Here is an 18,893-nt window from a genome sequence, read left to right on the forward strand (position 1 = left end):
CCGACCAGGCGAACAGCCTCTCCTGGAGCCCGACAGGGTCTGCCAGGACCTGTTCGGCGACTGCCGGCCTGCCTAGGCTGGCTCTCATGAGCGCACCACTGCTGACCCTCAACAACAACGTCGAGCTGCCGACTATTGGTCTCGGCGTCTTCCAGTCCCCCTCGGCGGAGACCGCCGGGGCGGTCGAGACCGCATTGCGCGTCGGCTACCGCCACGTCGACACGGCCGCCGCCTACGGCAATGAGCGCGAGGTCGGCGAGGGCATCCGCCGCTCCGGCGTACCCCGCGAGGACGTCTTCCTCGAGACGAAGATCTGGGCCTCCGACTACGGTCACGACGAGACGCTCCACGCCTTCGACAAGGCGACCGCCAAGCTCGGCTTCGACACCATTGACCTGCTCATTCTCCACCAGCCGATGCCCGCGTACTTCGACCGCACGGTCGCCGCCTACCGCGCTCTTGAGGAGCTGTACGGCGCCGGGCGGGTCCGGGCCATCGGCGTCTCCAACTTCACCGAGGACCTCCTCGACCGCCTCGCGGAGCGGACCAGCGTGGTCCCGGCCGTCAATCAGGTCGAGCTACACCCCTACTTCTCCCAGCCGGCGCTGCAGGCCCATCACCGCGCCCACGGAATCCTCACCCAGGCATGGAGCCCGATCGGCGGCATCACCTTCTACCCCGGCTGGGGCGGCGAGGGCCGCCGCTCCGTCATGGACGACCCGACCCTGCAGGCGATCGCCGCGGACACCGGCAAGTCAGCGGCTCAGGTGATGCTGCGCTGGCACCTTCAGCAGGGACGCTCAGCCATCCCCAAATCGACCAACCCGGAGCGCATCGCCCAGAATTTCGACGTCTTCGACTTCGCCCTCTCGCCGGAGCAGCTCACGGCTATCGATGGTTTGGACCGCGGCGTGCGCAACGGTCCGGACCCGACCGCGGCCAATGACGGATTTATGGCCCTCACGATTCCGGAGGCCTGAGCCCGATGAACCGGAAGAGGCGAGAAGAAGGGCAGCCGGAGCACACCCGAGTGCTCTGAGACCGCCGCCGACACGGATCCGCTTCCGCCGGCGGGACGCCGGGCCCTGGCATCAGAAGAGCGTGCCGCGCTCCGGTGCCGAGGCCTCCGATGCCCGCGCTCCGGCTCCTCCCTCCCGCGTCCACCCCGGCCCCGCGGGCACGGCGCGGCCCTGCTGGTGGGCGGTGGCCGCGGCGCGGGCGCGCGAGTCGGCGGCCTCGTTCAGGGGGTGGCCGACGTGGCCGCGCACCCACTCGAAGCGCACGGCGCGCCCGGCCAGGGCGGCGTCGAGCGCCTTCATGAGGTCGTCGTTGAGGACCGGCTTGCCGTCGGCCTTGCGCCAGCCGCGCCGCTTCCAGCCCTTCATCCACTTCGTCAGGGAGTTGATGACGTACTGGGAGTCGGCCTGGATCAGCAGGTCCTCGCCGGTGTGGGCGGTGGCGCGCAGGAGCTCGAGGACGGCCGTGAGCTCGCCGCGGTTGTTGGTCGACTCCGGCCAGCCGCCCGCGGCCCAGCAGCCGTCGTCCACGTACCAGGCCCAGCCGGCGGGTCCGGGGTTGCCGAGCGCGGAGCCGTCCGCGGCAGCGATGATCGTCATGGCGGCCACTCTACCGGGCGGCCGGACCGCGTTCGGGCGCCCGCGCGCTCAGCCCGCCAGGCCGGGCAGGAGGTTCTTCAGGCCGATGGTCAGCATGCCGACGGCGATCGCCGCCAGGATCATGCCCATGAGACGGGTCATAATGGTGCGCAGCGTGATGGACATGTAGTGGCCGATGGTGGCGGAGAAGTGGAGCACGAGGCCCAGGAGCGCCAGAACGGTGAACAGCGCGAGCGCCACCGTGAGCTTGCCGCTGACGTTCTGCCCCTGGGCGACCATGACGATAATGGTCGTGATCGTGCCGGGCCCGACGAGGATCGGGAAGGTCATGGGGTAGAAGGAGATGTCGTTGGCGGCCGCGTAGTCGGCGGCCTGGGCCTTCTCGGCCTTGCTGCCCTCGTGGGCGCTCGCGCCGCGCCCGCTCAGCATGCCCAGGGAGATGGTGAGCAGGACGAGTCCTCCGGCGATCCGGAAGTCGTCCACGGTGATGCCGAAGAAGTTCAGGAGAGTGGTTCCGGCCGCCGCCACGACCGCGCACATGACGGCGCTGAAGGCGACGGTGCGCCAGGCGGTCCGGCGCTGCTGAGCAGCCTCCTGGCCGGTCGTCAGGCCCAGGAACAGGGGCAGGTTGACGAAGGGATTCATAATGGCGAAGAAGGCGCCGAGGGCCTTCACAAGCAGGGCTGTGTCCATGACAGCATCATGCCTCGCCGACTCCGATCATGGTGGCGGAGCACGGCTCCTGTTCCGCGTCCGACACGCTCCCGCCGAAGCGGCGACGCGTCTCACGTCCGAGACGTAGAGTAGGCGGGGCCGGGCAATGTCGCCCGTCACGATCCGACCTCGAGGACCCCTATGACCTTCATCCCCGCCTTCCTCGCAAGCTCCTCCGGCTCCACGCTCATTGACGCGCGCTGGTACGACTACTTCCCGATCGTCGTCTACTTCGCCTTCGTCATCGGGGTGGGATTCATGGCCAGACGCAAGGCCGCCTCCTCCGACGAGTTCCTCACCTCCGGGCGCTCGCTGCCCGCCTGGGTCACCGGCATCGCCTTCGTGTCGGCCAACCTGGGCGCCGTGGAGATCATGGGCATGTCCGCCAACGGGGCCCAGTACGGCCTGCCGACCTTCCACTACTTCTGGATCGGCGCGATCCCGGCCATGATCTTCCTCGGCTTGGTCATGATGCCCTTCTACTACGGCTCGAAGGTCCGCTCCGTCCCGGAGTTCATGTTCCGCCGCTACGGGACCGCGGCGCACCTGATCAACGCACTGTCCTTCGCCCTGGCGCAGCTGCTCATCGCGGGCGTCAACCTCTACCTGCTGGGCTCGATCGTCCAGCGCCTGCTGGGATGGCCCCTGTGGGTGGCGCTCATCGTCGCCGCTATTATCGTCTTCTCCTACATCACCCTCGGCGGGCTGTCCGCAGCCATCTACAACGAGGTCCTCCAGTTCTTCGTCATCGTCGCCGCCCTGCTTCCCCTGACCCTCGTCGGCCTGCACCGGGTCGGGGGCTGGAGCGGCCTGACGGCGAAGATCGCCGACGACGCCGTCGCGCACGGCGCGGACGCCTACGCCAACCCCGACGCCCAGCTGCACTCCTGGCCCGGCGTGCTGCTGTCGGGGTTCGACTCCTCGGCGCTGTCCGTCGTCGGCATCGTCTTCGGCCTGGGCTTCGTGCTGTCCTTCGGCTACTGGACGACCAACTTCGTCGAGGTCCAGCGCGCCATGGCGGCCGACTCCATCTCCTCGGCGCGCTCGGCGCCCATTGTGGGAACCTTCGCCAAGATGTTCGTGCCCTTCCTCGTCATTATCCCCGGCATGGTGGCCGCGGTGCTCGTGAGCGAGATCCACGGCCTCAAGCTCGCCACACTGGCCGGGACCGCAGCGGAGACCGGAGACGTCAAGTACAACGACGCCGTCCTGCTGCTCATGCGCGACGTCCTGCCCAACGGCCTGCTGGGCCTGGCGATCACCGGCCTGCTGGCCTCCTTCATGGCCGGCATGGCGGCCAATATCTCGGCCTTCAACACGGTCTTCACGGTCGACCTCTACCAGCGCTACATCAACAAGGACGCCGACGACGCCCGCTACCTGCGCATGGGGCACATCGCCACCGGCGTGGCGACCGTCGTCGCGATCTTCACAGCGCTGATCGCCTCGACCTACTCCAACCTCATGGACTACCTCCAGCAGCTCTTCTCCATGTTCAACGCGCCCCTGTTCGCCACCTTCATTATCGGCATGTTCTGGAAGCGCGCGACGAACCACGGCGGCTGGGCGGGCCTGACGGCCGGGACGCTGGCGGCGCTGGCCGTCAACATCCTCAACTGGAACCACATCGTCACCTTCCCCGGGCAGGGGGCCGCCTTCCTCGCGGCGGGCATCGCCTTCGCCGTCGACATCGTGGTGACCATCGCGGTCTCCCTCGGCACGGCGCCGCGCCCGGACGACCAGCTCAAGGGCTTCGTCTACTCGCTGACGCCCGCGTCAGACCGGCGCGACCCCGCCGCCGCCGAGCTCGCCTGGTTCCGCCGCCCCGTGCCGCTGGCGATCCTGTCCGGCGGCCTCGTCGTCCTGCTCAACCTCATCTTCCACTGATCGGAGCCACTCATGAATGCACGCACTCGCTCCCTGGCGGACATCCGCATCGTCATCGGCGCCGTCCTGAGCATTATCGGCCTGTTCCTGCTGATCTGCTCGGCGTTCCTCAACGGCCCCGAGGAGATGGCCAAGACCGGGGACGTCAACGCCAACCTGTGGTCGGGGCTGGGCCTGGTCGTCATCGCCGTCCTCATGATCCTGTGGTGGGTGGCGGACCCGGGCGGGGAGTCCGGCGACGAGAACATCACCGGCATGCCGGAGGAGGAGATCGAGCAGAGCCGCTCGCGCTGATCTCGTCGCGGTCCGGGCTGCCGGGGTGCGGCGGGCCCGCTTCCCGGCGGACGACGCGGTCGGGGGCTCCCACCAGGTGGTGGGAGCCCCCGACCGCGTTTGATCGGTCGAGTCGACTCAGGCGTCGAGGTCCGTCTCGAGCAGGGCCTTGAGCTCACCGAGCGCGGCATCGGCGCCATCGGCGTCGGAGGCCAGGGTGACGACGTCGCCGAAACCGGCGCCGAGCGTCATAACTCCCAGGATGGAGGAGGCGTCAACGGGAGCACCACCCTCCTTGGCAATGGTGACGGGAACGCCCTTCTCGGCGACGGCCTTGACGAAGGTGGCGGCGGGACGAGCGTGAAGGCCGACCTTGGAGGCGATGGTGGCGGTGACCTGGGCCATGGAGTTGCTCCTTACGGGGATGGGGCCGACGGCGATGGGGCGGCATCTGCACCTGCGCGCCGATGCGAGGACCAGCCGACGGCTGATTGCGCCTTCACACTACCCGACTTCGGCGGCCGGTGGCGCCTTACGGACGCACAAAGGTTCATTCACGAGGACTCGGCGTCTGCCTGATCCGTCAAGGGGCTCGGTGTGGGCCGACTGGCGTCGAAGCTCTCCGCTCCCGCTGTGATCATGAGCTCCATGGGGTCTGTTCCCGACAGCCTCTCGCCGCCGATGCGCTCCAGCGCCCTGTTCCGCCAGCTCTTGGGAAGAGCCGGCGCCGAGGCCGTCACCGTCCAGGCCATGACTTCCGCAGGCGGGTAGGCGAAAGTCCGGTTCGAGCAGGATCAGGGAGCGCACGCGGTCGGGATGGAGCCAGCGTAGACGGCGGCGGTGGCGCCGCCGAAGGAGTGTCCGACCAGGTGAGGGCCCTCGGGGGCGAGGGCGGAGATCACCTCGTCGATCCAGGCGGCCTGGTCCTCCACGGACGTCAGGGGCGCGGGCTGGACGGACATGCCGGCGTCTCCGAGCGCGTCGAGGGCGATGACGCGTCGGGACCGGGCCAGCTTCGGAACGTTCGCCGCCCACATGGGCGCTCCCGAGGTCCTCCCGGGCAGAGGAACCACGGGAGGCGAGTCCTGCTCCCCGCCGCCCGCCCAGGTGTAGGCGCGCACCGTTCCGAAGCTGGTGGCGACGTCCTCCGTCTCGCTGGGAGCGGGCACGGTCTCCACTACTTCAGCTCCAAGCAGGAGCTGGTGCACGTGGGCTGCCGCGCCATCGTGGAGACAGCGGCAGACGCCCACCAGGAGCGCACCGGGTCTCTCGCTCCCGTGGAGGCCCTGGCCGAGCTGCTCACCGCGTCCATCGCCCGCAGCGAGGTCTCCTCGCTGCGGGCGGCGGAGGACCGCTCCGCGGCGGGCGCCTGCTGAAGCGCGCCGTACGGCTCAGGAATAGTCCGCGTCCACCGTCCGCACCGCGGCGGCGGCCGGCACTCCCCGTTCCTGGTGCCCGCAGCGTGCGGAGGATATCGTGCGGATCGGTGTGGTCTCCGGCCCGTCCGCGCTCAGGAGCGCGCCGTGCAGGCCGCAAGTGGTCGGGGGCGGTGGAGAGCGCAGCCGAGGAAGGGCTCGGGCAGATGCGCACGACCTCGGCCATGCCGCACCGGCCAGGGCTTTCTTCTCTTTTCTCTTTCTCGGTCACGACGACGACCGCGGTCCTCGTGTCCGAGGAGGACTGGGAGGCGATCCAGGAGACTCGACGTCGGCCTGCGCCCAGTACTGCTTGAGCACGGGGTTGAGCGGCCCGGGGCGCAGCGGCGCCCGGCGAGCGCCTCGAACCGATCTCGGCGCGGAACCCGACCGATCTCGACGAAGGAGCTTGCCGATACGTACGCATAGTCGTACGCTACGGGAGGGGGATGCGTCATGAGTACTATCAATGCCACAGCAGCCAGGTCCAATCTGTATCGACTCATCGATCAGGTCGCCGAGGAGTCCCGTCCTGTCAGAATCACCGGGCGGCGGTCGACCGCGGTCCTCGTGTCCGAGGAGGACTGGGAGGCGATCCAGGAGACTCTGCATCTCCAGGCGGTACCCGGGCTGGTTGACTCTGTTCGGCGGGCCCGTGAGGAGGGTGTCGAGGCCGCATCGGAAGAGCTCGACTGGTGAGTGCCTGGACTCTGCGCTACTCGCGTCAGGCGCAGAAGGATGCGCGTAGGCTCGCCGCCTCGAACCTCAGGAATCGTGCGCAGCGTCTTCTCGACATCGTCGCGGACGATCCCTTCGCCCGCCCGCCGGCCTACGAGCGTCTGGTGGGCGACCTGGCGGGCTGCTACTCCCGTCGGATCAACATCCAGCATCGACTCGTCTACGAGGTGTTCCCGGAGGAGCGGATAGTCCTGGTCCTGCGGATGTGGACGCACTATGAATGACACGGGTCGATGACGGAGACTTCTCGGGGGACGGCTCCTCATATGAGTGCGGCCTGTGCCCGTCTTGGGAGCTGCCCCCGAGGCGGGCGCAGGCCGCGGCGCGTGCTCTACCGGTCGTGGAGTGCACGGTCACGCACAGCCCGGTGCAGCCCCGTGCAGGACGGACGGCGGGCCGGGATCTCGGACCGATCTCGGCGCGGAACTGGACCGATCTCGACGCGGAACTGGACCGATCTCGGCGAAGGGGAACCGCGGGCCCGGCGCCCCTGCGGAGCTCCGTGCGAGACGGACGACGCTCCAGGGCGCCTCAGTCCTCAGCCCTTGTCGTGCGTCGTGGAGGTCTCGAACAGGAGGTTGATCTGCTCGTTGGCCCTGGTGAGCGTGGAGGCGGGCTTCCGCTCCGCCCACAGGGCGTCCGTGGCGGGCTTCATAATTGCCGCGACGTCAGCGCCGAAGTAGGTCAGCGGGAAGTAGAAGGTCGTCCCCCTGTCCACGTGGTCGGTGAAGGGCGCCGTCGGCAGCCCCGTCCTCTCGAACACCTCGACCGCCTTGCGCGTGGAGGAGGCGATGGCCGGGAAGACGACGCCGTAGGAGGCCACGATGTCCTGCGCCTCGGCCGTGCCCAGGAAGGCCACCCACTTGGAGGCGTTCTCAATGTTGCCCGACTGCTTGGCGATGGAGTCGCCCAGACCGTTGAACAGGGAGACGGACTTGCCGTTGGGGCCGACCGGGTTCGCGGCGATTCCGACATTGACCTCCAGGTTCGCGTAGGTGTTGAACATCCACGAGCCGTTGATGCACATGGCGATGGACCCCGAGCCCAGCTGGACATCGGTGCCCGAGGTGGTGGAGAAGGCGCCGCGAGGAGGCATGTAGCCCTTGTCCACCAGGCCGAAGTACCAGTCCATGGTCTTCTGGAAGACCGGATCGTCGTAGCGGTAGCGGTCTCCCCAGGTCTCCTTGTTCGTGTAGTACCAATCGCCCACCGAACCGGTGAAGGGGCTCCACTGGGTCTGTCCGTCAGCCGAGCCCGCGTCCTTGATGCTCAGGCCGTAAACGGCGATCCGGCTCTTGTCGAATCCGTCCTCGTCCCCGCGCACGCCGTTCTTGTCAACGGTCAGGCGGGCGAGGATCCTCTCGAAGGTGCCGCCGTCGTCGGGGTTCCAGGTCCAGGCAGCCAGGTCCTTCTCGCTCAGACCGGCGTCGGCGAGCATGTCCTTGTTGTAGAAGACCGCCTCGGTGTCCCAGTCCTTGGGGCAGCCGTACTGGCGGCCGTCCTCGCCCTTCCACAGGTCGATGAGCCCCTCCTGGAAGGCGGACTCGTCCACGCCCGACCAGGCGGCCTGCTCGTCCAGAGGAAGCAGGACGTCCAGGTCCACGAACTGGGCGAACTTGGAGATGTGGTCGGTGAAGACGTCCGGGCCGGTGCCGGCGATGAATCCCGCCGTCAGCTTGGTCCAGTAGTCGTCCCAGGCGATCTGGGTGATATTGACGTGGATGCCGGTGGCCTCCTCGAAGGCCGCCGCGCACGCCTCGTAGGCGGGGAGCTGGCTGGCGTCCCACAGCCAGTACTCCACGGCGCCGGAGGAGCCTGACTTCCGGGAGCCCCCGGAGCACGCCGCCAGGGCGAGGGCCGCGGCGCCCGAGGCCAGGCCGCCGAGGAATCCGCGACGGGACAGTGAGGGGCGGGCAGGGGCGAAATTCTTAGTGAGATTCTGAGTAAGATTCTGAGTGAGATTCGTAGCCGTCATCTGGTGCCTCACTTAATGCCGGTAAAGCCGATGGAGTTGACAATGCGCTTGGCGAAGGCCGCGAACAGCAGGAGCATTGGGAGGGCGGCCACGAGCGTGGCGGCCATGAGCCCGGACCAGTCGGGCCCGGTCTGCGGGGCCTGGGACTTGAAGACCGCCAGGGCCACCGTGAGCACCCGGGAGGAGTCGGTGTAGGAGACCAGGAGGGGCCAGAAGTAGTCGTTCCAGGCCGTGATGTAGGTCAGGATCGCCAGGGTGGAGATGGGCGCCCTGGCCATGGGCAGGATCAGCTGGAAGAACACGCGGACCTTCGAAGCGCCGTCGAGCAGGGCCGCCTCCTCCAGCTCGCGGGGGATGTTCATGAAGAACTGCTTGAGGAAGAACACGGCGAAGGGCGTCATGAGCATGGTCGGCAGGGCCACGCCCAGGAGGCTGTCGACGAGGTGGAGCTGCTTGACCAGGACGAAGTTGGGCAGGAGCGTGAAGATCGAGGGGACCATGAGGGCGGCCAGGAAGATCCCGAAGACCGTGTCGCGCCCCTTCCAGCGCAGGCGGGAGAAGGAGTAGGCCGCCATGGCGGAGAAGAAGACCTGCCCCGCCGTCACCAGGGTGGCCACGACGACCGAGTTGCGCAGGTAGAGCCAGAAGCTGATGGCGGCGCCAGAGCCGCCGTCGGCGAGGGCGGCCTCGGTGGACTGCGCGCCGAAGACGCGGGCGAAGCCGCGCAGGTTGGTATCCACGGGCAGGATGCTCGTGGGGTCGGCGGTGATGCCCGCGTTGGAGGACAGGGCGGTGCGCAGCACCCAGTAGAAGGGCAGCAGGGTGAAAAGCATAATGAGGACCATTGCGGCCCAGGCCAGGATCCGGCCCGTGGTGAGGCGGGTCCTGGGGGGGACGGTGGCGGAGGGGCCGGGGCCGACGTCGGTGCGCGAGCTCGCGGTTGCGGTTGCAGCAGTCATGGGTGGCTTCCTTAGTCTCAGTCCAGGTCCGTCTGGCCCGCACGGGTCATGCGGTACTGGAGGGCGGTGATGGCGGCGAGGATGATGAGCAGGCCCACCGCCATGGCCGAGGCGTAGCCGAACTGGAAGCGCCCGAAGGCCATGTCGTAGATGTAGTACTGCAGGACGCGCGTGGCGTTGACGGGGCCTCCCTGGGTGGTCACCGAGACGGTGTCGAAGACCTGGAAGGAGCCGATCATCGTCATAATGAGGACCAGTGCGAGGATGGGGCGCAGCAGGGGGACGGTGATCCTCCAGAACATGCGCCACTCGCTGGCGCCGTCCACCTTGCCGGCCTCGTAGACGGTGTTCGGGATGGACTGCAGGCCCGCGAAGATGAGCAGGGCCGTGTAGCCCGCGTGCCGCCACACGTTGATGACGGCGATGGTGGGAATGGCCAGGGCGGAGGAGAAGAAGTCCACGCGCGAGCCGGTGACGGCCTCAATGACCTGGTTGGTGATGCCCAGCGTGTTGTCCAGGATCCACAGCCACAGCATGGCGGCGACCACGTTGGACACCAGGTAGGGGGTCAGCACGATCGAGCGGACGAAGGTGGACTGGGTCAGGCGCTGCATGAGGACGGCGATGGCCAGGGCGAGGATCGTCTGCAGCCCGATATTGATGACGACGTACTCCAGGGTCACCCACACGGCGTTCCAGAAGGTGTCGTCGCGGACCATGCGCTTGTAGTTGTCCAGGCCCGCGAACCTCTCGGGGGTCAGGAGGTTGTACTCGGTGAAAGACAGCCAGATGCCCCGGATGAGGGGCCAGATGTAGAAGGCGATGAGGCCGACCGCCGCGGGCACGATGAAGGTCAGGCCGAGGACCCGGTCGTCCTTCGGCCGCCGGCGTAAGGCCGCCGGAGTGGTTGCGGACATGTATGGTTCTCCGTTCGTCGTTGATGGAGGTGATGGAGGCGGGGGAAGAGGCCGGGCGGATGGGATGAGCCGCCGAGGCGAGCCGGCTCCGCCCCGAGGGTGCGCGGGGGCGGACAGGCGCGCGGGCGCGACCGGGAGCGGGCTCGGCGTCGTCGACTCAGGTCTTGTCGACCGCGGTGGCGCGCACCAGCAGCATGTGGTCGGGATGGATGACGGGCAGGCTGAGTCCCGTGGCCGTCAGGTAGGAGCCGGGCAGGGTGACTCCCTCGGGCCGGAGCCAGGCGGCCCGGTGGTGGAGGCCCTCGTAGGCGGGGACCGCCAGCCGCACGTGGTAGGTGCGCCCGGGGTCCAGTCCGGGCAGCGGCCGGGGCGCCCCGGGCCAGGTGGTGGCCTGGGCGAGTCCGGCGAGCTGATAGAGCGCGTCGGTCCGGTCGGGGGCGACGACGCCCTGGATGCGCACGGCGTCGTCCTCATCGACGTCGGCGTGCACGACCTCGCCGCCGTGCAGCAGGGGGCGCAGCTTCTTGTGGAGGGCGATGACGTCGGCCAGGGCGCGCCGGTCCCCCTCGGTGGCGGACAGCAGGTCCCACTCGACCCCCATGTGCCCCCACAGCGCCTGGCCGGCGCGGAAGGACAGGTCGAGGCCGCGCAGGGTCGTGTGGTCCCTTCCGGCGCCGACGTGGGTGCCGACGAGCTCGGGCGGCAGCAGCAGCATGGTGGCGCGGTTGATGTCCGCCCGGTCGTGGGCGTCGTTGCAGTCCGAGGCCCACACGCGCTGGGCCCGCTCCATGATCCCCAGGTCGATGCGTCCGCCGCCGCCGCAGCACGACTCGATCTCCAGGGCCGGGAAGCGCTCGTGCAGGGCGTCCAGGAGCCGGTAGAGGGCCAGGGTCTGGTCGTGGACGGCCGGCGCCCCGCGGCGCGCGCCCGTCCGGGAGCCCGCCCCGGTGCCGGCCGCCATGTGGCCCGCGGCCAGGACGGTGGAGTTGTGGTCCCACTTGATGTAGGCCAGGTCCAGGCTCTCCACGAGGCCGCTGATCGCCTCGTACAGGTAGTCCCACGCCCCGGGGGCGGCCAGGTCCAGGACGCGCTGGCCGCGGTGCTCGACCGCCCCGCCGGCGCCGTCGGACAGGATCCAGTCCGGGTGGGCGCGGGCGAGGTCGGAGTCGCGGTTGACCATCTCCGGCTCGACCCACAGGCCCAGCTCCATGCCCAGGTCGCGCACGTGCGCGGCCAGGGGCTCCAGCCCGGCCGGCCAGACCTCGGGCGAGACCCGCCAGTCGCCCAGGCCCGAGGTGTCATCGCGCCGGGACCCGAACCACCCGTCGTCGACGACGAAGCGCTCGATGCCGATGGCGGCCGCCTCGTCCGCGAGCGCCGTCAGGGTCTCCGGGTCCTGGTCGAAGTAGACGGCCTCCCAGGTGTTGAGCAGGACCGGGCGCGGCCGCGAGGGGCGGGCCGGCAGGGCGCGCAGGTGGGCGTGGCAGCGGGATGCCAGGGCGTCCAGGCCCTCGCCCCAGGAGCCGACGAGCCAGGGCGTGGTGTAGGACTGGCCAGCGCTCAGGACGACCTCTCCGGGGTGGAGGAGCTCGCCCGCGCCCAGCAGCCGGTAGCCCTGGGGCGGGTGGGCGGCCAGGGCACGGGTGTTGCCGGACCAGGCCAGGTGCACGCCGTGGACGCGGCCGCGGCGCCAGCCGAAGCCGGGGGTCCCCGCGGCCAGCCAGGTGGCGGCGTCGTGCCCGGGGCGGCCCTCCCAGGCCTCGCGCAACCGGGTGCCCGGGGCGAAGGGCGTGCGCACGAGGCGGCGCTCGAAGCCGTGGTGGCCGGTCATGTCGACCAGCTCGGCGGCGTCGGAGGGCACCGGCAGCAGCGGGGTGACCTCGTCGACCTCCAGCGGGGAGGACCCCTCCTCCGCGACGTCGGTCACCCGTGCGCGCAGCCGCACCAGGCCGGAGGGCTCCAGGCGGATCTCGGTGACGACCTCGATGCCGTGGACGGCGTCGGTGCCGCGCGAGACGACGACGTCGGCCTCACCGCCCGGGGCGTCGTCGACGGCGACCGAGTGGGCGACGGCGTCGATGTGGGCGGAGAAGGCGGAGCCGTCCTGGCGGTGGACCAGGAGCGCCGGCCGGGCGGACCAGCCCAGGTGCGGCAGGGGCAGCACCGGCAGGTCGGGAGTGGTCCAGGTGCGGTTGGTGCCGGTGCTCATCGTCTGGGCGGCCCTCAGGTCGTCCAGGGCGGAGGCGCCGGTCTCGCCGAGGTCCCCGCCCCAGTGGCGCACCACGGGGAAGCGATCGTCCATGAGGTCGAGGACCAGGGAGGTGCCGCCCCGGCGCAGGTGGCGGGGCGAGGCCGGGGCGGCGGTGGGGACCATGGGGGCGATGGGGGCGATGCGCGGGTCGGTCATCACGCTCCTCCTTGAACGTCGGGCCCATCCGGTGCCGGACGGCCCGGATGAGTGCGGGGGCGCCGCAGTGGTGCGGCGGGTTCAGGAGGCAGGCTACCTCATTTTTTCGAGATAAAAAATACCTTGGCGCAGCCTTCCCGGGGCTCCCCGGCTCACTCTCCCACGGCGCCCGGCGCGCCCCGGCCTGGGTCAGCTCGGGTCGTAGGGGGCCAGGACGACCTCGACCCGCTGGAGCTCCTTGACGTCGGAGTACCCGGTGGTGGCCAGGGTGCGGCGCAGCGCCCCCATAATGTTGAGGGTGCCGTCGGCGCGGTCGGAGGGGCCGTTGAGGATCTCGTCCATGGTGCCGACGGTGCCCACGCGGCTGCGGTAGCCGCGCGGCAGGCGCTCGTGGCGGGCCTCGGCGCCCCAGTGGTAGCCGCCTCCGGGGGCCTCGGCCGCGCGGGCGAGGGCGGCGCCGAGCATGACGGCGTCGGCCCCGCAGGCGATGGCCTTGACGACGTCCCCGGAGTTGCCCACCGAGCCGTCGGCGACGACGTGGACGTAGCGGCCCCCGGACTCGTCCAGGTAGTCGCGCCGGGCGGCGGCGACGTCGGCCACGGCGGTGGCCATGGGCACGTGGAGGCCCAGGACCTGCCGCACGGAGGAGGAGGCGCCTCCGCCCTGGCCGACGAGCACCGCGGCGGCGCCGGTGCGCATGAGGTGGAGGGCGGCGGTGTAGGTGGTCACCCCGCCGACGACGACGGGCACGTCGAGCTCGTAGATGAACCGCCTGAGGTCGAGGGGCTCGGTATTGCCCGAGACGTGCTCGGCGGAGACCACCGAGCCGCGGATGACGAGCAGGTCCGCCCCGGCCTCCACCGCGGTGCGCCAGTGCCGCTGGGTCTGGGCGGGGCTCAGGCGCCCGGCGACGACGACGCCCGCCTCGCGGATCCGGGTGAGGCGCTCGGTGATGAGCTCGGGGCGCACGGGGGCGCGGTAGACCTCCTGGAGGACGCGGGTGGCCTCGGCGGGGGCGGCGGTGCGGATGCGGTCCAGGGCACCGGCGGGGTCCTCGTAGCGGGTCCACAGCCCCTCCAGGTCGAGCACGCCGATGCCGCCGAGGCGGCCCACCAGGATCGCCGTGTCGGGGCTCATCACCGAGTCCATGGGCGAGGCCATGACGGGCAGGTCCACGTGGTAGGCGTCGAGCTGCCAGCCCACGCGGACGTCGCGCACGTCCCGGGTGCGGCGAGCCGGGACCACCGCGATATCGTCGAAGGAGTAGGCCTGCCGGGCGCGCTTGGAGCGCCCAATCTCGATCTCACCGCTCACGGCGGCATCGTATCGGCCGGTGCGCGCCACGGTTCGTGTCACACCCCGGTGGCAGACTCCCCGCCATGGACCAACAGTACGGACACCCCCTCCCCTCCCCCGCCCCGGCCGGCACCGGCGACTCGTGGATCCGCGGCCCGCTGCTCGGCTTCGACACCGAGACCACGGGCGTGGACCCGCGCAGGAACCGGCTCGTGACGGCCGCCCTCGTCGCGCGCGGGCCGCTGACCGCCGGCACGCGCACGCAGCAGGTGCGCACCTGGATGGCCGACCCGGGCGTGGAGATCCCCGCCGCCGCCGCGGCGGTCCACGGCGTGACCACCGAGCGCGCCCGCGCCGAGGGGCGGGCCGCGCCCGAGGTGCTCGAGGAGGTGGCCGACGCGCTGGCCGCCGCCATGGACGCGGGCACGCCGGTCGTGGCCTTCAACGGCTCCTTCGACCTGACGCTCATGGAGTCCGAGCTGGCCCGGCACTCTCTGCCCACCGTGCGCGAGCGCCTGGGCGGGGACCTGGGCCCGGTGGTCGACCCGCTCGTGCTGGACCGCCGGGTCGACCGCTACCGCCGCGGCAAGCGGCGCCTGGGCGACCTGTGCGAGGTCTACGGCGTGAGCGTGGACGAGTCGCTGCACACGGCCGAGGTGGATGTCATCGCCACGCTCGACGTCCTGGAGGCCATGGTGCGCGCCTACCCCGAGCTGGCCCGCCTGAGCCTCGGCGAGCTCGTCCCCTTCCAGGCGTCCGCCCACCGGATGTGGGCCGAGTCCTTCAACGCGTGGCTGGCCCGCAAGAGCCCCGGCCGCCCGGGCGCCGACCCCGGCTGGCCCCTGCCCTCCGGGCTGTGAGGCCCGGGCGGGTCCCGAGCCGCGCCCCGGTGCGCCGGCCGGCGGGCCGCGGGCGCCGTTCAGGCGCTGTCGCGACCGGCGTAGTTGGGGGCCTCGACGGTCATCCTGACGTCGTGGGGGTGGGACTCCTTCAGGCCCGCGCTCGTAATGCGCACGAACCGTCCCCGCTCCTTGAGCTGGCCGACGGTGCGGGCGCCCACGTAGAACATCGACTGGCGCAGACCCCCCACCAGCTGGTAGACGACGGCGGCCAGCGACCCGGAGTAGGGCACCTGCCCCTCGATGCCCTCCGGGACGATCTTGTCCTCACCGGTGACGTCGGCCTGGAAGTAGCGGTCCTTGGAGTAGGAGGTGCGGCCGCGCGAGCTCATGGCGCCCAGCGACCCCATGCCGCGGTAGCGCTTCCACTGCTTGCCGTTGACGAAGACCAGGTCGCCGGGGGACTCGGTGCAGCCCGCCAGCAGGGAGCCGAGCATGACGGTGTCGGCCCCGGCGACCAGCGCCTTGGCGATGTCGCCGGAGTACTGCAGGCCGCCGTCGGCGATGAGCGGCACCCCGGCCGGCGTGCAGGCGCGGGCGGCCTCGTAGACGGCGGTGACCTGCGGGACGCCCACGCCCGCCACCACCCGGGTGGTGCAGATCGACCCCGGGCCCACCCCCACCTTGACGGCGTCGACGCCCGCGTCGATGAGGGCCTGGGCGCCCTCGCGGGTGGCGACGTTGCCGCCGATGATCTGCACGCCCGCGAAGGCGGGGTCCCGCTTGAGCCGGGCGATCATCTCCAGGGCGAGGGCGGCGCCGCCGTTGGCCGTGTCGACCACGATGACGTCCACGCCCGCCTCGGCGAGCGCCCCGGCCCGCTCCCAGGTGTCGCCCCAGTAGCCGACGGCCGCCCCGACGACGAGACGGCCCTCCTCGTCCTTGGTGGCCCGGGGGTACTGCTCGGTCTTGACGAAGTCCTTGACGGTGATCAGACCGGTCAGGCGCCCGGCGTCGTCGATGAGGGGGAGCTTCTCGATGCGGTGCTCGGCCAGCAGCGCCTTGGCGTCCTCGCGCGAGATCCCCATGGGTCCGGTGATGAGGCGCTCGCGCGGCGTCATGCACTCGCGCACGGTCAGCGCCCCCCACTTCTCGGGGGGCACGAAGCGCAGGTCGCGGTTGGTGATAATGCCCAGCAGGTTGCCGTCGGAGTCGACCACCGGCAGGCCCGAGACCTTGTAGTGGCCGCACAGATCGTCGAGCTGGGCGATGGTGGCGTCCGGGCCGACGGTGACCGGGTCGGAGACCATGCCCGACTCCGAGCGCTTGACCAGGCGCACCTGCTGGGCCTGGTCCTCAATGGACAGGTTGCGGTGGAGCACGCCCATGCCGCCCTGGCGGGCCATGGCGATCGCCATCTGGGACTCGGTGACGGTGTCCATCGCGGCGCTCAGCAGGGGTGTGGCCAGGGAGATCCCCGCGGTCAGCCGCGAGGCCGTATCAACATCGGAGGGGATGACGTCGGTCAGTCCGGGCAGCAGGAGAACGTCGTCGTAGGTCAGTCCGGTGGGGGCAAACAGGTCGGGGGCGGTGATCGAGTCGCTCACGACTCGCATGGTATGGCCGCGTGCGCGCGGGCGCACATCGCGGCGACGTTGCAGATGCGCGAAGACGCCCAACTGTGTCCAACGTGCGTCAGATTGGAGCCCGCCCCCCGCGTCCGCCCCGCTCACCGAGATCGTCCGAATCTCAGAAAAAACACCCTCCGCAAGTGCTTGATCTCGCCGCCGCGATGTACCTAATGTTGTACCGGGCACAACGTGTTCAAGTGCGATCCGTGCATCCGCGCGAGGAAGGGGCGTGATGGCAGGAAATGCACGTCTTCCCAGGCCCATCACAACGCTGTGGGAGTGGCAGTACCAGGGCGCCTGCATCGGCATGGACTCCATGCGGTTCTTCCACCCTGAGGGCGAGCGCGGCAGCTCGCGCCGCAAACGCGACAACGACGCCAAGGCGGTGTGCCGCACCTGCCCCGTGATCGTCGACTGCCGCAACCACGCCCTGGCCACCCATGAGCCCTACGGCGTATGGGGCGGCATGACCGAGGAGGAGCGCCGCGCCTGGATAGACCGGGAGGAGCGCGGGCGCGAGACACCGGCCTGAACCCGGGTCCCCCGCTCAGGACCCTGCGGCCCCGCGCCTCCCCCGGCGGCCCTCATCGGCCGCGCCCCGCCACGGCGATCACGATAACCACGACAACGGTGCAGGGCCGCCCCCTGGCGACGACGCGTCCCGGCCGGCCCATCGGGCCGGCCGGGACGCGTCAGCGAGCCTGCTCCGAGGCAGGGGTCACTTGGTGACGACGGCGAGGACGTCGCGCGCGGAGAGGATGAGGTAGTCCTCGCCCGCGTACTTGACCTCGGTGCCGCCGTACTTGGAGTAGATGACGAGGTCGCCCTCGGCGACGTCGACGGGGATGCGCTTGCCGGAGTCGTCGACGCGGCCGGGGCCCACGGCCACGACCTTGCCCTCCTGCGGCTTCTCCTTGGCGGTGTCCGGGATGACCAGGCCGGACGCGGTGGTCTGCTCGGCCTCGACCGTCTGCACGACGATCCGGTCCTCGAGCGGCTTGATGGAGATCGACATGTCGTCCTCCCCTTCTCGCTTCTTCAGTATGCGGATAGTGTCTGGGTCCGCGTCCCGACGGTGCCGGTCCGCCGTCGCGGGGGTCGGTCCGTCAGCGCCGAGGGCGCGCGCCGCGGGGCCGCACGGGCCCCGCGTCCGACACGGAATGTACGCGCGCGATTAGCACTCAGTCAACGCGAGTGCCAGAAAGGCGGGTCGGGTTCGCCCTGGGCGTGCAGGACGTCCCCCCTCACCCGGCCGGACCGCCGCAGGCCGGCGCCGGCGGTCACGTCCCGCGGTGGGCCCGCGTCCACGCCAGAGCCTCGTCCACGGTGGTCTCCCGCCTGCCCAGGATGGGGTCGCGTCTCGTGATCACGTCCCAGGCGGCCTTGATGGCGGCCGGGCGCTCACGCAGCCAGCTGCGCGCCCACGTGCCGCGGTCGACGGCGGCCTGGGTGTCGCCCACACCGCGGGCGTCGAGGCCCGCCGAGCGGCACACCGCCACCGCCCGGCTCACATGGAAGCTCTGTGAGACCAGGAGCGCCTGATCGACCCCGAAGATCCTGCGGGCGCGCACACAGGTGTCGTAGGTGTCGAACCCGGCGTAGTCCAGCGCGATCGCCTCGGAGGGGATGCCCAGGCCCACCAGGTAGTCGCGCATAGCGGTGGGCTCGTCGTAGTCGACCCGGCTGTTGTCCCCCGAGACCAGGATGGCGTCCACCCGCCCCGCCCGGTACAGGCCGGCGGCGGTCTCCAGCCGGTACTTCAGCCACGGCGAGGGCTCGCCGGGGGCCCAGACCGACGCGCCCAGGACAATGGCCACGGGCGCCTCCGCCGTGTCCCCGTCCTCGCCGTAGTCGCTCACCCGGCCTGCGCTCGCCGCCAGGATCCAGGCATTGGGCACCACGAGGACGACGACGGCCAGGGCCGCGGTGATCCACGCCGCCCGGACCGCCCAGGTCCGGCGCCTGCTCCGCGCACCCGTGCTCCTGCTCGTACCCGTACCCATGAGGGCCTCCCTTCTCACCGCCGCAGCGCACCCAGGCGGGCACCCGGCGGCGGTCGACTCATCACGGTAATCCTGCGGCGGGCGCACCACGAGGGGGAGACCTCTCCACCCGGAACCGGGGGGCTCGACCGGGACCGCACCGGCCCCGCCGCTCGGGCGCACCCGGATCGTTGCCATCGCCACGCGGCGGGTCACCCCACACCGGTCCAATGCGTGCCATGAT

At 70.7% G+C, this 18,893-nt stretch carries 21 protein-coding genes; 8 read left to right on the forward strand and 13 right to left on the reverse strand.

Annotated elements, in window-relative coordinates; translation table 11 throughout:
• The first annotated feature begins 86 nt into the window (after window positions 1-86).
• Window positions 87-980 carry an aldo/keto reductase gene (locus tag AIF0345_RS12125; protein WP_285296293.1) on the forward strand — a complete coding sequence of 298 codons (894 nt, stop codon included), beginning with the start codon at window positions 87-89 and terminating at the stop codon, window positions 978-980.
• A 111-nt stretch (window positions 981-1,091) separates the two neighbouring features.
• Here AIF0345_RS12125 and AIF0345_RS12130 read toward each other — a convergent pair whose 3' ends face one another.
• Both AIF0345_RS12130 and AIF0345_RS12135 read right to left on the reverse strand, forming a co-directional pair.
• The gene (locus tag AIF0345_RS12130) at window positions 1,092-1,616 is read right to left on the reverse strand and encodes a ribonuclease H family protein (protein WP_285296294.1); all 525 of its coding nucleotides are present in this window, start codon (window positions 1,614-1,616) and stop codon (window positions 1,092-1,094) included.
• Window positions 1,617-1,664: 48 nt separating this feature from the next.
• On the reverse strand, window positions 1,665-2,309 hold the full coding sequence (locus tag AIF0345_RS12135) for a MarC family protein (RefSeq protein WP_285296295.1): 645 nt from the start codon (window positions 2,307-2,309) through the stop codon (window positions 1,665-1,667).
• Window positions 2,310-2,471: 162 nt separating this feature from the next.
• On the opposite strand from AIF0345_RS12135, the gene AIF0345_RS12140 reads away from it, so the two are divergent.
• Together AIF0345_RS12140 and AIF0345_RS12145 are read left to right on the forward strand one after the other, a co-directional pair.
• Window positions 2,472-4,217 carry a sodium:solute symporter family protein gene (locus AIF0345_RS12140; RefSeq protein WP_043560533.1) on the forward strand — a complete coding sequence of 582 codons (1,746 nt, stop codon included), beginning with the start codon at window positions 2,472-2,474 and terminating at the stop codon, window positions 4,215-4,217.
• A gap of 12 nt (window positions 4,218-4,229) precedes the next feature.
• Entirely contained in the window at window positions 4,230-4,511 is a 282-nt protein-coding gene (locus AIF0345_RS12145; RefSeq protein ID WP_043560535.1) for a hypothetical protein, read from the forward strand.
• A 117-nt stretch (window positions 4,512-4,628) separates the two neighbouring features.
• Here the strand turns inward: AIF0345_RS12145 and AIF0345_RS12150 are convergent, their stop codons facing one another.
• The 3 genes from AIF0345_RS12150 to AIF0345_RS12160 form a co-directional block, all read right to left on the reverse strand.
• Window positions 4,629-4,895: an HPr family phosphocarrier protein gene (locus tag AIF0345_RS12150; protein WP_043560536.1), complete on the reverse strand. Its 267-nt coding sequence runs from the start codon at window positions 4,893-4,895 to the stop codon at window positions 4,629-4,631.
• Window positions 4,896-5,044: 149 nt separating this feature from the next.
• Entirely contained in the window at window positions 5,045-5,242 is a 198-nt protein-coding gene (locus AIF0345_RS12155; protein WP_285296296.1) for a hypothetical protein, read from the reverse strand.
• Window positions 5,243-5,284: 42 nt separating this feature from the next.
• Complete coding sequence (locus AIF0345_RS12160; protein WP_285296297.1) at window positions 5,285-5,659, reverse strand: alpha/beta fold hydrolase; 375 nt, start codon at window positions 5,657-5,659, stop codon at window positions 5,285-5,287.
• A 39-nt stretch (window positions 5,660-5,698) separates the two neighbouring features.
• Between AIF0345_RS12160 and AIF0345_RS12165 the strand changes: the two genes are divergently transcribed.
• From AIF0345_RS12165 to AIF0345_RS12175, 3 genes are all read left to right on the forward strand, one after another.
• Complete coding sequence (locus AIF0345_RS12165) at window positions 5,699-5,866, forward strand: hypothetical protein (RefSeq protein WP_285296298.1); 168 nt, start codon at window positions 5,699-5,701, stop codon at window positions 5,864-5,866.
• 495 nt (window positions 5,867-6,361) lie between these two features.
• The gene (locus tag AIF0345_RS12170) at window positions 6,362-6,604 is read left to right on the forward strand and encodes a type II toxin-antitoxin system Phd/YefM family antitoxin (protein ID WP_043560538.1); all 243 of its coding nucleotides are present in this window, start codon (window positions 6,362-6,364) and stop codon (window positions 6,602-6,604) included.
• Window positions 6,601-6,867 carry a Txe/YoeB family addiction module toxin gene (locus AIF0345_RS12175; RefSeq protein ID WP_043560541.1) on the forward strand — a complete coding sequence of 89 codons (267 nt, stop codon included), beginning with the start codon at window positions 6,601-6,603 and terminating at the stop codon, window positions 6,865-6,867. Before AIF0345_RS12170 ends, AIF0345_RS12175 begins: the two co-directional genes overlap by 4 nt.
• A 314-nt stretch (window positions 6,868-7,181) precedes the next feature.
• On the opposite strand, the gene AIF0345_RS12180 is transcribed toward AIF0345_RS12175, so the two are convergent.
• The 5 genes from AIF0345_RS12180 to AIF0345_RS12200 all read right to left on the reverse strand — a co-directional run bounded on the left by AIF0345_RS12180 (window position 7,182) and on the right by AIF0345_RS12200 (window position 14,215).
• Window positions 7,182-8,618 carry an ABC transporter substrate-binding protein gene (locus tag AIF0345_RS12180; protein ID WP_268918447.1) on the reverse strand — a complete coding sequence of 479 codons (1,437 nt, stop codon included), beginning with the start codon at window positions 8,616-8,618 and terminating at the stop codon, window positions 7,182-7,184.
• Between the two features lie 8 nt (window positions 8,619-8,626).
• Window positions 8,627-9,577, reverse strand: a complete 951-nt coding sequence (locus tag AIF0345_RS12185; RefSeq protein WP_285296302.1) for a carbohydrate ABC transporter permease — start codon at window positions 9,575-9,577, stop codon at window positions 8,627-8,629.
• 17 nt (window positions 9,578-9,594) lie between these two features.
• Entirely contained in the window at window positions 9,595-10,494 is a 900-nt protein-coding gene (locus AIF0345_RS12190) for a carbohydrate ABC transporter permease (RefSeq protein ID WP_268918449.1), read from the reverse strand.
• A 157-nt stretch (window positions 10,495-10,651) separates the two neighbouring features.
• Window positions 10,652-12,901 (reverse strand): alpha-galactosidase, encoded by a 2,250-nt coding sequence (locus tag AIF0345_RS12195; protein WP_268918450.1) that lies wholly within the window; start codon window positions 12,899-12,901, stop codon window positions 10,652-10,654.
• 189 nt (window positions 12,902-13,090) lie between these two features.
• Entirely contained in the window at window positions 13,091-14,215 is a 1,125-nt protein-coding gene (locus AIF0345_RS12200) for a GuaB3 family IMP dehydrogenase-related protein (RefSeq protein WP_268918451.1), read from the reverse strand.
• A 65-nt stretch (window positions 14,216-14,280) separates the two neighbouring features.
• Between AIF0345_RS12200 and AIF0345_RS12205 the strand changes: the two genes are divergently transcribed.
• Window positions 14,281-15,057, forward strand: coding sequence for an exonuclease domain-containing protein (locus AIF0345_RS12205; protein WP_268918452.1), 777 nt, complete (start codon window positions 14,281-14,283; stop codon window positions 15,055-15,057).
• A 59-nt stretch (window positions 15,058-15,116) separates the two neighbouring features.
• Here the strand turns inward: AIF0345_RS12205 and guaB are convergent, their stop codons facing one another.
• On the reverse strand, window positions 15,117-16,652 hold the full coding sequence (gene guaB, locus AIF0345_RS12210) for an IMP dehydrogenase (RefSeq protein ID WP_268918453.1): 1,536 nt from the start codon (window positions 16,650-16,652) through the stop codon (window positions 15,117-15,119).
• A gap of 247 nt (window positions 16,653-16,899) precedes the next feature.
• On the opposite strand from guaB, the gene AIF0345_RS12215 reads away from it, so the two are divergent.
• Complete coding sequence (locus tag AIF0345_RS12215) at window positions 16,900-17,199, forward strand: WhiB family transcriptional regulator (RefSeq protein WP_268918454.1); 300 nt, start codon at window positions 16,900-16,902, stop codon at window positions 17,197-17,199.
• Window positions 17,200-17,385: 186 nt separating this feature from the next.
• Here the strand turns inward: AIF0345_RS12215 and groES are convergent, their stop codons facing one another.
• Both groES and AIF0345_RS12225 read right to left on the reverse strand, forming a co-directional pair.
• Complete coding sequence (gene groES / locus AIF0345_RS12220; RefSeq protein WP_043560555.1) at window positions 17,386-17,682, reverse strand: co-chaperone GroES; 297 nt, start codon at window positions 17,680-17,682, stop codon at window positions 17,386-17,388.
• 265 nt (window positions 17,683-17,947) lie between these two features.
• Window positions 17,948-18,670, reverse strand: coding sequence for a SanA/YdcF family protein (locus AIF0345_RS12225; protein WP_285296304.1), 723 nt, complete (start codon window positions 18,668-18,670; stop codon window positions 17,948-17,950).
• Window positions 18,671-18,893: the final 223 nt, after the last annotated feature.

Origin of the sequence: Actinomyces israelii, from assembly GCF_030253495.1 — a bacterium.
GTDB classification, from domain to species: Bacteria; Actinomycetota; Actinomycetes; order Actinomycetales; family Actinomycetaceae; genus Actinomyces; species Actinomyces israelii.

Excerpts from the sequence above, each read along its gene's own strand:
- AIF0345_RS12125 (WP_285296293.1), top strand. The coding sequence starts at position 87 with ATGAGCGCACCACTGCTGACCCTCAACAACAACGTCGAGCTGCCGACT.
- AIF0345_RS12130 (WP_285296294.1), bottom strand. The coding sequence starts at position 1,616 with ATGACGATCATCGCTGCCGCGGACGGCTCCGCGCTCGGCAACCCCGGA.
- AIF0345_RS12135 (WP_285296295.1), bottom strand. The coding sequence starts at position 2,309 with ATGGACACAGCCCTGCTTGTGAAGGCCCTCGGCGCCTTCTTCGCCATT.
- AIF0345_RS12140 (WP_043560533.1), top strand. The coding sequence starts at position 2,472 with ATGACCTTCATCCCCGCCTTCCTCGCAAGCTCCTCCGGCTCCACGCTC.
- AIF0345_RS12145 (WP_043560535.1), top strand. The coding sequence starts at position 4,230 with ATGAATGCACGCACTCGCTCCCTGGCGGACATCCGCATCGTCATCGGC.
- AIF0345_RS12150 (WP_043560536.1), bottom strand. The coding sequence starts at position 4,895 with ATGGCCCAGGTCACCGCCACCATCGCCTCCAAGGTCGGCCTTCACGCT.
- AIF0345_RS12155 (WP_285296296.1), bottom strand. The coding sequence starts at position 5,242 with ATGGCCTGGACGGTGACGGCCTCGGCGCCGGCTCTTCCCAAGAGCTGG.
- AIF0345_RS12170 (WP_043560538.1), top strand. The coding sequence starts at position 6,362 with ATGAGTACTATCAATGCCACAGCAGCCAGGTCCAATCTGTATCGACTC.
- AIF0345_RS12180 (WP_268918447.1), bottom strand. The coding sequence starts at position 8,618 with ATGACGGCTACGAATCTCACTCAGAATCTTACTCAGAATCTCACTAAG.
- AIF0345_RS12185 (WP_285296302.1), bottom strand. The coding sequence starts at position 9,577 with ATGACTGCTGCAACCGCAACCGCGAGCTCGCGCACCGACGTCGGCCCC.
- AIF0345_RS12190 (WP_268918449.1), bottom strand. The coding sequence starts at position 10,494 with ATGTCCGCAACCACTCCGGCGGCCTTACGCCGGCGGCCGAAGGACGAC.
- AIF0345_RS12195 (WP_268918450.1), bottom strand. The coding sequence starts at position 12,901 with ATGACCGACCCGCGCATCGCCCCCATCGCCCCCATGGTCCCCACCGCC.
- AIF0345_RS12205 (WP_268918452.1), top strand. The coding sequence starts at position 14,281 with ATGGACCAACAGTACGGACACCCCCTCCCCTCCCCCGCCCCGGCCGGC.
- guaB (WP_268918453.1), bottom strand. The coding sequence starts at position 16,652 with ATGCGAGTCGTGAGCGACTCGATCACCGCCCCCGACCTGTTTGCCCCC.
- AIF0345_RS12215 (WP_268918454.1), top strand. The coding sequence starts at position 16,900 with ATGGCAGGAAATGCACGTCTTCCCAGGCCCATCACAACGCTGTGGGAG.
- groES (WP_043560555.1), bottom strand. The coding sequence starts at position 17,682 with ATGTCGATCTCCATCAAGCCGCTCGAGGACCGGATCGTCGTGCAGACG.
- AIF0345_RS12225 (WP_285296304.1), bottom strand. The coding sequence starts at position 18,670 with ATGGGTACGGGTACGAGCAGGAGCACGGGTGCGCGGAGCAGGCGCCGG.